This is a genomic window from Brevundimonas sp. AVps4 (assembly GCF_058681525.1).
This window is the reverse complement of the sequence record NZ_CM178741.1, coordinates 1,490,011-1,502,250: the sequence shown is the minus strand read 5'-3', so window position 1 is coordinate 1,502,250 and position 12,240 is coordinate 1,490,011. Positions and strand designations below refer to the sequence as shown.

The following is a 12,240-nucleotide window of genomic DNA, read 5'->3' as shown; positions in this document are numbered from 1 at the left end:
CCTCACGATAGCTGTAAGGCCCCCGCCCCACCTCGAGCGCTTAGAAGGGAATGTCGTCGTTCAGGTCGTAGCTTTCCTTGGGGCCGCTGGGGCGGTTGGCGCCGCCGGTGGAGAAGCCCGAGGAATAGTCGTCGTCGCCGCGACCGCCGCCGTAACCGCCGCCCTGAGAGGCGCCGCCCTCGGACCGGCCGCCCAGCATGGTCAGTTCGCCCTTGAAGCGGCTGACCACGATCTCGGTCGAATATTTCTCCACGCCCTGCTGGTCGGTCCACTTCCGGGTCTGGAGCGCGCCCTCGACATAGACGGTCGAGCCCTTCTTCACATAGTTTTCGACCACCTTGACGATGTTGTCGTTGAAGATGACGACCCGGTGCCACTCGGTCTTTTCCTTGCGCTCGCCGGTCGACTTGTCGCGCCAGGTTTCCGAGGTGGCGATGGACAGGTTGGCGATGCGGTCGCCGTTCGGCATCGACCGGATTTCAGGATCGCGGCCCAGATTGCCGACCAGAATGACCTTGTTGACGCTGCCCGCCATGGAAACTTCCTTCTCACCAGACCGGCGATCACCTCGCCCGCCCTTCAAATTCAGTCGGATGTCTTAGAGCCGCTGCGGATCACCGTCAGCCGCATTCGACGCCCAACCCGCCAAAACGGTGGATTAAGGCTTTGTTCCACTTTTGTTCGAGCGCCGCAAGTCCCTCGGCAGGGACTTGCTGAGCGGTTAGGGCGTCTCGGGCGGCGGGGCGGCGACGGCGACGGGCCGGCCCGTCTCGTCCCTCTGGATCGCACCCGGTATCGCCAACCGCCCGTCGCCGGTGCGGGCCATGGCGAAGAAGCGGCTGCCGGTCAGGCTCTTGCCGAACTTCACCCCTTCCCGGTCGATGAAGATGAAGCGGCCCTGATAGGCGCCGGCCACCTCCTGGTTCGATCCGCCCATGCGCAGAAAGCGCAGGCGCATCTCCTCCAGCTGGGCGGCGCACAGTTCGATCTGGGCGACGTTTTCGCTCATCTTCTGAAGCCGCGGCGGCTGTCCGTCCGGCGTGGCGACGAAATAGCAGACGCCGGGCTGGAACTCGAACTTCGGCGCGTTGGAGCAGGCGCCCAGAGCGGCCGCGGCGATCATCGAAAGGGCGAGCACGCGCATCAGTTCAGACCCGGGAATTGGCAGTTGCGGTCCTGCTCCGCCAAGGTGCGGAAACGGGTGTTGTCGCTGGACTGTTCCACGCGACGCGGCACCAGACGCAGGGTGGTCTCGCCCCAGCGGCCGTACTGGGCGTCGCCGGGACGGACGCAGGTTCCGGCGTAAAGGGCCTGGACGCAGGCGTTCAGGCTCATGCCGCTGGACAGGACGCGCCAGTCTGAGCCGGTGTGGCGCAGACACTGCGCGCCCGCCGTCGCCGGCGCTGAAGACGCAGGCGCGCTGGGCGTCGTGGGCTTGGGTTCCATGTGCGGCGCGGGTTCCGCCTGGGCCAGTTCGACGGACGGCAGCTCCGGCGGCGGGGCGAAGGCGGCGGTCGGCGCGGCGGCCAGGGCGCCCGTTTCGTCAATGCCGACGTCCAGGGCGTCGGTCGCCAGGCCGTTGCGCTGGGCGCAGTCCGCCAGGGTCGCCATGCCCACGAACCGGCCGTCCACGAAGCAGCGCAGCTCGCGCGTGGGCTCCAGGGTGGGCGCGTCGGCCAGATCGACCGTCAGACCGCCCTTGGCCGCAGGCGGCGTCTGGGGGGTCTTGTCGCCGCCGCTGGTGAAGATCAGAGCCAGCACGACGGCGGCGATGATCACCAGTCCGGCGCCGACGGCGATGATGACGCGATTGTCTTGAGGAAGGGCCATGGCGAACTTTCGCGACTGAGGCGTCCAATAACCCGGAACCGGCGCCGGCCGTCAACCGGGAACCACGCGCCTTCGCAATCAGCCGACAAGACGGCTGAGCGCCGCCTGATAGTTGGCCAGTTGGGTCTGCTGATAGACGGTGGACGACCCCTTGTTCGTCTGGGTGTTGGTGATCGTCCCAGTGGAGGGAGCCAGGGCGCGATAGCCGGAGCGGACCGCCGTCAGGGCGGCGGCCAGGGCGTCGTTCGCGGCCTTGATCGAGGCGGCGTCGTTCAGATTCAGAGTGTTGGGCAGATTCAGCCCGATCGTCTTCTTGTCGCTCGTCGCCGTTTTGCTGATGAGGCCGGGCGTCAGACCCAGGGCGGCCAGAGCATCCTTGCCGGCGGGTCCGGCCGTGATGACCGCGCCCTCGCGATTGGCCGCGGGGGTGATCTGCAGCCTCTGGGTCGGCGGATTCGATTTCAGGTCGGAGACGATCTTGGCCTCCAGCTGACGCCCCGAGGCGACGGAAATCTTCTTGGCCAGGGTGTCCAGCGTATCCTTGGCTTCGATGGTGACGGTCAGGGCTCGCCCCCCGCCGGCCGGGGTAATCGAGAACTGATCCCCGACACGGGCGGAGGTCGCCACGGTCAGAAGTTTGGAGTCCGCCTGCATGACTTCGCCCTGCGGCAAGCCCAGCCGATCCAGAACGCTGGCGCCGCCGGAGACGATGCTGAGGCTGGCGGGTTTGGCCTGGTCGCCGTCGGCGCGCCAGGTCTGGTTGGACTCCACCGCGCCCGTCGCCAGATCCAGCCGCGCCAGATAGGCGCGCGTCGGATCGGTCTTTGTCGCCCCCTCGTCCCGGTTGGAGCCGGTGATCCAAACCTTGCCGTTGCGCACCTCGACATCGGCGGCGGTGTCGTCCCCCGCCCCGCCGAAATAGGTCAGGCGATCGGCGCCGGTGTCCTGAAGATCGGTCGAGAAGGCGGCGACGAAGACGTCCGTGCCCCCCGCATGCGCCTGGATCGGGGTTCCCAGGTCCAGGGCCGGATTGCTGGTTTCCCCCGTCAGCACCACCTTGCCGTTTTCGACGGAGATTCCCGCGATCTTGCCGCTGGCCGATCCCAGGTCGCGCGTCGCGGCCAGGGTGGGAACGCCCGAGGCGTCCAGCGTGAACCGGCGAACCACCGCGCGGCCGTTCTCCACGCCGGCGGTGAACAGATCCGCGCCGGACACGGTCATGGCCTGGATCGAGTCATCTCCGCCCGTACCGAACTGCTGGGTGGACATGTTGATCGCCGTCACGACGCCTTTTCGATTCGGCGCGGTCTGGGAAAAGGTCTGGACATAGCTGTCCCAGCCGCCGAGAGCCATCGTGCCCGGCATGGCCGACTTCGACCGACCCGCGACATAGACCAGGCCGTCGGCGCCGAAGCCCACCTGGGTCGCTTCGTCCGCCGCCTTCGCGCCGCGGCGTTGGGTCCAAAGCTCCTGGCCCGAACTGTCGAAGACGGTGACGAAACTGTCGGCCACAGCCGCATCGGCCCCGCTCTTGCCCGGCTCAAGGGCCCCGGTGACAGAGCCCGCGACAGCGATGCGGCCGTCTGCCGCCGCCGCCAGAGAAAAGCCGTTGGCCTTGCTGGCGGCGCCCAGGAGCTTGGTCTGCACCAGATTTCCGGCGCTGTCGTACTTCATCAGGGCGACGTCGCGCGTCCCCTTGATGGGCTGATTGGCCTCCCCCGCCTTCAGGTCAGCCAACACCCAAACCGAGCCGTCGGCGGTCGTCACGCTGTCGCGGACGGATTCGACGCCCGGCGGAAGTTCGGATCGGCCCACCCGGCCTTCGACCCAGAAGGGGTCAGCCACGCCCTGCTGCGGCGTCGGGGCGGCGCCCCCGTCCGTCTGAAACTTCAAAAGCTGGCTCGAACCCGTCGTCCCGCCGACATTCTGCGTCACATAGACGGCGTCAGACGTATCGACGGCCTGATAGGAGACGGTCTCCCCGGAAGAACCCCAGACCTTCAACGCCCACTGGTCCGGCCCCGCCGGCAGGGTGATGGTCTTGTCGCCGCTCTTGATCGTCTTGGGCTCGACCTTGATCATTTCGCGGCCCATGCGGCTGGCTACCCCGGCCGCTTCCAGCTTGCCGTTCATATAGGCCACGACATTGTCCAGGGTGCGCGTCGTATCGCCCATCTCCGACAGGTCCATGGACACCGAGACGGTTCCCGTGGCGCTCTTGACCGACATGGCGAACTTGACGTCGCCGGCGAAGGCGGCGACCGGCGCATCCAGGGCGCCCTCATGGATCGGCTTGGCGACGAAGCTGGCGGGCGCCTTTTCCTGGGCGTAGCCGGTCTTCACACTGGTTTTAGAGACGCCCTGAACGACCTTCAAATCCTCGAACTTGGCAGTCTGGAGATATTTGGACACCTCTTCGAGACCGGCGGAGAAGCGCCGGTTCAGCTGATCCGCCTCGAGCTTGGTCAACCCCTTGTCGTCGGCGCGATCCGCCAGGGCGCTCAGCGTGTTCAGTCCCTGGTAGATGGCGAAAAGCTTGCGATAGTCGGGGGACGCGCCCGCCATATCCAGATCGACGGCGCTCTCGTCGATCACCTTGCGCCCGGCCAGGGCCGCCCGCACCAGGTCGCTGGCCTTGGGCGCCGTCGCAGCAGAGGAATTGGCCCAGGGCGCGGTGGGCTGGGTCTTCTTGGCCTTGGCCGGAGTCGCAGAGGCGCCGATCAGCGAGGACGAGTCCGCCGAAATCCCATACAGACCTAGCAAATAGCTGTTGCTTATCATAGCGCGGCTCCGCTCAGGGGCAGCCTACGACGCAAGCGATAACGAGCTGTTAAGTCGCCCTATCAGCCCTTGAACAGCGACAGGATCATCTGCGGCGCCTGGTTGGCGATCGCCAGGGCCTGAACCCCCAGCTGCTGCTGGACCTGCAGGGCTTGAAGCCGCGCGCTTTCCTTGGCCAGGTCGGCGTCCACCAGATTGCCGATGCCCGCCTCCAGCGAATCCGACAGCTTGCCGACATAGGTGGTGTGGCGTTCGATCTGTTTGGCCTGGGCGCCCAGTTCCGACAGGCGCGAGCCGGCGACGGTGATGGCCGCATCGATCCGCTGAAGGGCGAACTTGGCCTTTTCCTGGGTCAGCAGGTCGGGCGCGGCATTCAGCAGGGTTTCGTCTTCCGGCGTGGCGGCGTTGTTGGTCCAGGCCTGAACGCCGGCGGTGGCGGGATCGGAATCGAAGGAGTTGGCCGCCAGACCCAAGCCCACCAGGCCGAGGTTCTGACGCTTCAAGGCGATCGTCTCATTGCCGTCGGCGCTGGCGAGAAAGTTCAGATCCGCCGTCGCCGAGCCGTCCAGAATATTGGCGCCGTCGAAGATGGCGTTGTCGGCGAACGACTGGATCGACTTCAGCAGCGACTGGAATTCCTGATCGTAGGAGGCGCGCGTCGCCGCCGTGGCGCTGGGGTCGGCAGCCGCAGTGGCCTTCTGCTTCAGCTCCAGGAGGATGTCCGAAATCTGCTCCCCGGCGGCCAGGGAGACGTCGGCGATCGAGGTGGCGCGGTTCAGGCTGGTGGTGACCGCCTCCAGCGACCCTCGGTCCGCCCGCTGGCCCTGGGCCACAGCCCACACCGCAGCATTGTCCTTGGCGCCCTGCACCTTCAGTCCCGTATTCACCCGGCTCTGCGTCGACGCCAGGTTCTCGCTGGTGCGATTCAGGTTCTGCAGGGCGATCATCGCCGAGGTGTTGGTGTGGATACTGCTGGTCATGGCTTCAAGCCCCGGACTTTCTGTTCCTGCCAGTATTAATCATGAGTCGTGAGCGGATGGTTAACGCCCCGGAAACCATGATTGCGCCGTCCGGCGGGCCGGCGGCGTTAAAAAATTCAGGCTCTCCCGCCGGCTCAGACGGCGGTGTCGACCACCCGGCCTCCGCGATAGGTCGGATCGCTGATCAGCTTCTCGACGTCTTCGCGAGGCAGTTGGCGGATCACCTCGCCCGTCACCCGATCCAGAACCTTGTAGACAAAGCGGTGACGACCGACCGCCTCGATCGTCAGACGATAGCGTCCGGCGTCTGCAAGACTGTTGGGCGTCTGGGGCGCTTCATCCGCGGTCGGCGCGGCGGCCGAGGCGTTCACGGGCTTCACCTCCAAGGAGGCTTCGGCCGCCTTGGCGGGTGCGACGGGTGCAAGAGCGCTGCTTATTCTGGCGACATTCTCCGTCATGGCTCCTTGCGCGGATCACTCCGCGTCTCCTTGATGAAACGAGGACGATGGCCGGGGCGGTCGCGAAACCGCCCCGGCCGCTCGCCTTAGCGGAACAGGCCGAGCAGGGTTTGGCTCGACGAGTTGGCGATCGACAGCGCCTGCACGCCCAGCTGTTGCTTGGTCTGCAGGGCGGTCAACTTGGCGCTTTCCTTGGCCAGGTCGGCGTCCACCAGATTGCCCACGCCGGCTTCAAGGGAGTCCTGAAGCTTGTTGACGAAGCTGATGGTGCGCCCCAGCGACTTGGACTGGGTGCCCAGGGTCGACAGGGCCGTCGTCACGGCCGTCATCACCAGATCGACGTTGGCCGAGGTGAAGTCAGCCACCGTCGGAGACGCGGCCGTGAACTTGGCCAGGTCCGTATTGGCGCTGAGATCGGTCGTGATGCCGATGGTCTTGGTGTCGGTGGCGCCCGTGCCGATACGGACGTTGACCGCAGTGCCGCCGGTTGAGGCCGTCTTCAACAGGTTGACCCCGTCGAAGCTGGCGCCGTCCAGCGCGCTCTTGATTTCCTGACCCAGGGCCGCGAACTCGTTCTCATAGGAGGTCTTGGCCGAGCCGGTGGAACCGGCGATGCTGACGGCCAGGCCCTTCATCTCTTCCAGAGCGGCCGTGATCGTATCGCCGGCGGCCAGGGCCACGTCGACGATGGATTGGCCGCGCTGGATCGAGCTGCGGACTGAGTCCTGAGCGCTGGCGGCGGCGCGTTGGGACGTGGCGATGGCGAATATCGCCCCGCTGTCCTTGGCCGACGAGACCTTCATGCCGGTGTTGATGCGGTTTTGGGTCCGCTCCAACTCCGAGTTGGTCTTGTTCAGGTTCTGCAGCGCGATGGACGCGCCGTAGTTGGTGTTCACACTCGCCATTTTGGCGTTCCTTCTTCACTTTGTGAGGGCCGACGCCGTTTTGGCGTCGGGAGCATTTTGCTCGGGGTTTCAAAGCCTTGACTCGGCCGCCGAGGCGACCGGGCCTCCGGGCCTTAGCGGAAGAGGCTCAGCAGGGTCTGGCTGGAGGAGTTGGCGATCGACAGCGCCTGCACGCCCAGCTGTTGCTTGGTCTGCAGGGCGGTCAGCTTGGCGCTTTCCTTGGCCAGGTCGGCGTCCACCAGATTGCCCACGCCGGCTTCAAGAGCGTCCTGAAGCTTGTTGACGAAGCTGATCTGACGCCCCAGCGACTTGGACTTGGTGCCGAAGTCGGACAGGATGGCGGTGAAGGCCGTAATGGCCCCGTCCACCGTCGCGCCCAGGGTCGCCGCATCGCCAGACGTCGCCGTCGTCGTCGTGGCGACCGAGGTGGCGGCGCCGGCGATGGCCTTCAGCGTATAGGTGGTCGACGGCCCGGTCTGCACCGTGATCGCGGCGGCGTTGGCGGAGAACAGATTGACCCCGTCAAACGTCGCGCCGGACAGGGCGCTGGCGATTTCCGTACCCAGGGCGTTGTATTCCGCCAGATAGGAGGTCTGGGCGGCGCCGGTGGATCCGGCGATGCTGACCGCCAGGGCCTTCTGCTCTTCCAGAGCGGCCGTGATCGTATCGCCGGCGGCCAGGGCCACGTCGACGATGGATTGGCCGCGCTGGATCGAGCTGCGTACCGCGTCTTGCGAAGCGGCGGCGGCCCGTTGGGACGTGGCGATGGCGAAGATCGCCCCGCTGTCCTTGGCCGACGAGACCTTCATGCCGGTGTTGATGCGGTTTTGGGTCCGCTCCAACTCTGAGTTGGTCTTGTTCAGGTTCTGCAGCGCGATGGACGCGCCGTAGTTCGTATTGATGCTCGCCATTTTGGCGTTCCTTTCACTTCGTGAATTCCTTCGCCCTTTTGGCGAAGGGAGCTTTTTGCTCAGTGGGTAAGAAGCAATTGCCGGGCCAGAGGCGACGGCGAGAAGTCACGGTAAGCCACTGTTTTCATTAGTTTACTATTGATTCACCCTCCTTCTTGCCCGGCAGAATTTGCCGACCCCCGCCGTTCACTGGGCACATCTTGCCGACCCGAGCCCCAAAAGGACCCGACGAACGACCCTCGAACGGGGCGGCGTCGGCCCTCAGACGCGGCCTTCAGGGCCAGCCTTCAGGGCCGACCTAGTTGCGGAAGAGGCTCAGCAGGGTCTGGCTGGAGGAGTTGGCGATCGACAGCGCCTGCACGCCCAGCTGTTGCTTGGTCTGCAGGGCGGTCAGGCGCGCGCTTTCCTTGGCCAGATCCGCATCCACCAGATTGCCGATGCCCGCCTCGGTCGCGTCCTGCAGCTTGTTCAGGAAGGTCACTTGCCGACCGACCGACTTGGACTGGGTGCCCAGGGTCGACAGGGCTTCCGTCACCTTGGCGATGGCGGCGTCGACCGCGCCCGTCGTCGCGGCGCCGGCGGCGATGGATTGGTTGGTGATGGTGGTGATGGCCGTGTCGGCGGCCATGCCGCCTGCGACCGTGAAGCCGATGGCGGTCGTGCCGCCGCTGACGTCCTTGATCAGATTGGTCGCCGTCGCGCCTGTCCACAGGTTGACCCCGTCGAAGCCGGCGCCGGCCAGGGCCGAGGTGATTTCGGCGCCCAGGGCGCGGAAGTCCGTCAGATAGGAGGTCTGGGTCGCCCCGGTGGAACCGGCGATGCTGACCGCCAGCCCCTTCATCTCCTCCAGGGCGGCCGTCACCGTATCGCCGGCGGCCAGGGCCACATCGACGATCGACTGGCCGCGCTGCAGGGAGGCGCGCACGGACTCCATCGCGCCCATGTTGGCGCGCTGTCCGGTGGCGATGGCGTAGATGGCGCCGCTGTCTTTGGCGCTGGAGACCTTCATGCCCGTGTTGACGCGGTTTTGCGTCATTTCCAACTGGGCGTTGGTCTTGTTCAGGTTCTGCAGCGCGATGGACGCGCCGTAATTGGTGTTGATGCTCGCCATTTTGGCTGCCCTCTTTCACTTCTGTGCATGTGCGACGCCGTTTTAGCGTCGGGAGCATTTTGCTCCGCCCTCCCTAGAGCAAGGGCGGGGCCAAGCCGGTGAGCCGAGGCCGTTTCATCAAGTCGTTGATTTATATGCCTTGTTGTTGATGGAAAGGCGGAAAACTCGGCAACTTCTGTCGAGCGGCGGCAGAAGTTGCCGAGTCGTTTTTGCCCCATGCCTTCTTAAGGCGGCGGGACGGACGCCCGTCCCGCAGCCTGCATCGCCCGCTCGGCCAGAAGCGTCTCCACCGCCAGCCGGCGAGCGCCGTCACAGGCCAGCACCTGGGCGCCGCGCAACATATAGGCGGCCTCAAGGTCAGCCAGGGTCGGCGCCGCCGGCAGGGTCGCCAGGGCGCAGGGGCGGCTCGCCGTCTCCGGCAAGGCCAGACGCGGCGGCGCAACCGGCGAGATCCGGGGCGAGCCGGCACAGCTCGCGGTCGTGAGCGCGCAGACGATCGGCGCGGCGGCTTTCCAGAAGAGTGTTTGCATCATCGGCCCTTTTCGCCTCGGAGACGGCGACGGCGGTCGCCCGCGTCGCCTGGGTCTCCTGCTGTTTGAAATGCTCCAATCGACGGAGTTGCGCGACGGTCCCCGCCTGCTCGTGACGCCGCGCCTCGCCCTCCGCCCTCGCCGAGGCTGCGGCCTCGGACGCCCAGGCTTCGGCCCGAACCCGTCGGCGCTGCTCCAGGTTCAGCGGATCCCAGCGAAAGCCCAGCCCGCCCAACAGGGCGACCGTCAACGCCACGGCCGCAACGACGGCCGCCGTCCAGCCCCCGGCCCGCAGACCTTTCCTCAGAGCGTCCGGGGTCATGGAAAGACCCTGCGATCCAGTTCGAAATGGGGGCCGTCCCGCAGGGTCCGCCAGTCGCCGCCCCAGATGATCGGGGTCTCAAGCTCCTGGGCCGCCGCCTTGAAGGCCGCCGCGATCCGACCGTAGAGCGGCCAGTCCCAGCGGATCCGGCCGTCCACCAGGGCCGCCACATCGACCGCGTGGCCGGTCAGATGGCGCGAGCGTCGGGTGCGGCTGGCGCCGGCGGCGACCAGGGCCGCCTGTCGTTCGGGCGTCCGAACGCCCTCGGTGACCAGGAAATCGACCGGGCTCCGCGCGATGGCGGCCTCGACCACGGCGACCAGGGCGGGATGCACGCCCAGGAGCCGTCGGCGCGAGCTTTGGGACAGTTCGAAACTCATGGCCGACCTCCCGGCAGGCGAGGACGGGCGGTTGCGATCATGGCGGCCAACTGCTGCGCCGTCGGCGCGACCAGATAGAGCACCAGGATCAGGGCCAGCAGCCCCATCAGCCCGTCCGTCATCTTGGGCAGCATTTCGGGGGGCGTTCGCCCCACCGTCCGCATCAGCAGGACCCACAGGCCGGCGCTGACCATGAAGGCGTAGAGCCTGCGCCACAGCCAGCGCGCCTCCGCCAGGGGCGGACTGAAAGACCGGTCCGAAACCGGCCGTCTGCGTCTGATCATTCTTCGTCCTCTTCATCAAAAGGCGCGCTGAAGTGTCGGCCGTCCCAGCCGGTTTGCGCGCGGCGATCCCAGTCGTTCAGCGCCTCCGGCGCATCCCAGGCGTCCCTGTCCAAGACCTCGATCGGTTCAGGCGCATCGGGCGAACGGCTCATCCGATCGCCGTGATGCGGATCACGCCTCCCGCGCCTGCGCCCCCGGCGCCGGACAGGTTCAGGCCCCCGCCGCCCCCGCCGCCCCCGCCGCCGAAACCGCCGCCTGGGCCGCCCGCCCCGCCCGGACCTGCGGCCTGGGCGGCGCCGCCGCCCCCGCCCCCCCCGACCCAGGCCAGTTTGGGCGTCGAGGGCGTTTGACCTGGCTGGCCCGCCGCTCCGCCGGGGCTTTGTCGGCCGGTCCAGCCGCCGATCCCGCCCGGCCCGCCCGCGCGGGGCGCATCGGCGGTCGACAGGCCCCCGCCCCCGCCGCCCCCGCCGGGGCCGTCGGGACACAGGGTTTCGCCCCCGCCTTGGGCCGTCGCTGTGATCGAACTGTCGCCGCCGGGATCGCCTCTGCGCAGCCCCAGGCCGCCGATGCCGCCCTGACCGGCGGCCGCGCCCCCGCCCCGACCCCCGGCGCCGCCGGCGGCGCTCAGCAGCATTCCTCCGCCCTCGCCCAGAGCGGTCCAGCCTCCGTTGGAGCCGTCCGCCCCGGCCCCAGAAGCGGCGGCCCCGCCGGCTCCGCCGGTCCCGACCGTCAGCACCAGCGTCCCCGCCAGATCCTCGACCGCCCAGCGTCCTTCGCTCAAGCCGCCCGCCCCGCCGCCGCCGCCGCCGAACCGCGCCGTTCCCGAAGGCCCCGCCATGCCCGATCCGCCCCCGCCGCCGCCGCCGACGCAGACGACCTCGATCCACCGCGCCCAGGTCGGCGGGGCATAGACGCCGTCCGCAGTGAAGACGCTGGTTTCGCGCCGGGTGGCGCCTTGATCGAAGGCGACCCTGCCCGTCGCTCGATCCACGGCGAAGGCGCGGCGCCAACCGCCGCCGTCGGCGCTGACCTTCAGGCTCAGATCCTCGTCGCCGACCAGACCCAGTTCCGCCCGGCCGCCGTATCCGCTCTGGAACAGCAGCGACAGCACGTCGCCCGCCGCCTCCTTGTTCAGGGTCAGGCGCAGATCGCCGTCGCCGCCCTCGCCCGAGCCGCGCGCCGTAAACAGGGCGGCGTTGCTCTTGATCGCCAGGGGGTTTGCGGCGTCCGCCGTCGTTCCCACCCCCAGGCGCGACAGGCCCTGGGCCTCGCCCAGACAGTCGCCCAGCGGTCGCCAGCCGGCGGCGCTGCGGACCACGATCACGCCCGCGTCCAGAACCAGGGCGATCAGTCCCACGGGCGCGGCGACCTCGGCCCAGCCGCCCGCCTCGAACCGCATCAGGGCGCCGGCCGGACGCCCGCTCCAGGCCGGGCCGACCGGCGCCTGCGGCAGGATGTAGAGGTCGCCGTCCGCGGGCGTGGCCGGTTGGTTCGAAACCGACCGGCTGATCACCGCCGTCTGCACCAGAGCGTCCAGTCGGCTCAGGGCGGCGTTCAGGGTCACATGCTTCTGCATCTGCCCCGCCGCCAGATAGGGCAGGCCCAGACGCGCCGTGAAATCTTCGCTCATCGCGCTCTCCGTTTGTCGTCGGAGACCAATCTGCCGCCGCCGCGAACCCAGGCGCGTCAGACGGAGAAGGTGCGGATTACGAGATTGTTTTCACTTGAACATTTTTCCCGCCCCCAGC

General features: G+C 67.7%; 14 protein-coding genes. All 14 read right to left on the bottom strand.

All coding sequences use genetic code 11. The annotated features are described in order from the left end of the window. Positions 1 to 40: 40 nt before the first annotated feature. Positions 41 to 535 (bottom strand): single-stranded DNA-binding protein, encoded by a 495-nt coding sequence (gene ssb / locus ACW178_RS07365; protein WP_054766868.1) that lies wholly within the window; start codon positions 533 to 535, stop codon positions 41 to 43. Between the two features lie 186 nt (positions 536 to 721). Beyond that, positions 722 to 1,144: a PDC sensor domain-containing protein gene (locus ACW178_RS07360; RefSeq protein WP_152949785.1), complete on the bottom strand. Its 423-nt coding sequence runs from the start codon at positions 1,142 to 1,144 to the stop codon at positions 722 to 724. Beyond that, positions 1,144 to 1,830: a hypothetical protein gene (locus tag ACW178_RS07355; protein ID WP_054765105.1), complete on the bottom strand. Its 687-nt coding sequence runs from the start codon at positions 1,828 to 1,830 to the stop codon at positions 1,144 to 1,146. The genes ACW178_RS07360 and ACW178_RS07355 overlap by 1 nt, the downstream gene beginning before the upstream one ends. Before the next feature lie 78 nt (positions 1,831 to 1,908). Further along, positions 1,909 to 4,611 (bottom strand): transcriptional regulator, encoded by a 2,703-nt coding sequence (locus tag ACW178_RS07350; protein WP_191555378.1) that lies wholly within the window; start codon positions 4,609 to 4,611, stop codon positions 1,909 to 1,911. Between the two features lie 62 nt (positions 4,612 to 4,673). Beyond that, complete coding sequence (locus tag ACW178_RS07345; protein WP_054765103.1) at positions 4,674 to 5,591, bottom strand: flagellin N-terminal helical domain-containing protein; 918 nt, start codon at positions 5,589 to 5,591, stop codon at positions 4,674 to 4,676. Positions 5,592 to 5,725: 134 nt separating this feature from the next. Further along, complete coding sequence (locus ACW178_RS07340) at positions 5,726 to 6,049, bottom strand: flagellar protein FlaG (RefSeq protein ID WP_224762229.1); 324 nt, start codon at positions 6,047 to 6,049, stop codon at positions 5,726 to 5,728. Between the two features lie 86 nt (positions 6,050 to 6,135). Beyond that, positions 6,136 to 6,954 (bottom strand): flagellin, encoded by an 819-nt coding sequence (locus ACW178_RS07335; RefSeq protein ID WP_492025017.1) that lies wholly within the window; start codon positions 6,952 to 6,954, stop codon positions 6,136 to 6,138. Between the two features lie 113 nt (positions 6,955 to 7,067). After that, on the bottom strand, positions 7,068 to 7,865 hold the full coding sequence (locus ACW178_RS07330; RefSeq protein ID WP_492025016.1) for a flagellin: 798 nt from the start codon (positions 7,863 to 7,865) through the stop codon (positions 7,068 to 7,070). Positions 7,866 to 8,163: 298 nt separating this feature from the next. Further along, positions 8,164 to 8,976, bottom strand: a complete 813-nt coding sequence (locus ACW178_RS07325) for a flagellin (RefSeq protein ID WP_183218177.1) — start codon at positions 8,974 to 8,976, stop codon at positions 8,164 to 8,166. A gap of 357 nt (positions 8,977 to 9,333) precedes the next feature. Continuing rightward, a complete protein-coding gene (locus tag ACW178_RS07320) occupies positions 9,334 to 9,828 on the bottom strand; it encodes a hypothetical protein (RefSeq protein ID WP_191558725.1) in 495 nt (164 codons plus the stop codon). Beyond that, complete coding sequence (locus ACW178_RS07315) at positions 9,825 to 10,208, bottom strand: M15 family metallopeptidase (RefSeq protein ID WP_191555376.1); 384 nt, start codon at positions 10,206 to 10,208, stop codon at positions 9,825 to 9,827. The genes ACW178_RS07320 and ACW178_RS07315 overlap by 4 nt, the downstream gene beginning before the upstream one ends. Further along, positions 10,205 to 10,492, bottom strand: a complete 288-nt coding sequence (locus tag ACW178_RS07310) for a hypothetical protein (protein WP_152949779.1) — start codon at positions 10,490 to 10,492, stop codon at positions 10,205 to 10,207. The genes ACW178_RS07315 and ACW178_RS07310 overlap by 4 nt, the downstream gene beginning before the upstream one ends. Further along, the gene (locus tag ACW178_RS07305; protein ID WP_152949778.1) at positions 10,489 to 10,644 is read right to left on the bottom strand and encodes a hypothetical protein; all 156 of its coding nucleotides are present in this window, start codon (positions 10,642 to 10,644) and stop codon (positions 10,489 to 10,491) included. Before ACW178_RS07305 ends, ACW178_RS07310 begins: the two co-directional genes overlap by 4 nt. Beyond that, positions 10,641 to 12,122, bottom strand: coding sequence for a DUF2793 domain-containing protein (locus ACW178_RS07300; RefSeq protein ID WP_492025015.1), 1,482 nt, complete (start codon positions 12,120 to 12,122; stop codon positions 10,641 to 10,643). The genes ACW178_RS07305 and ACW178_RS07300 overlap by 4 nt, the downstream gene beginning before the upstream one ends. Positions 12,123 to 12,240 lie beyond the last annotated feature (118 nt).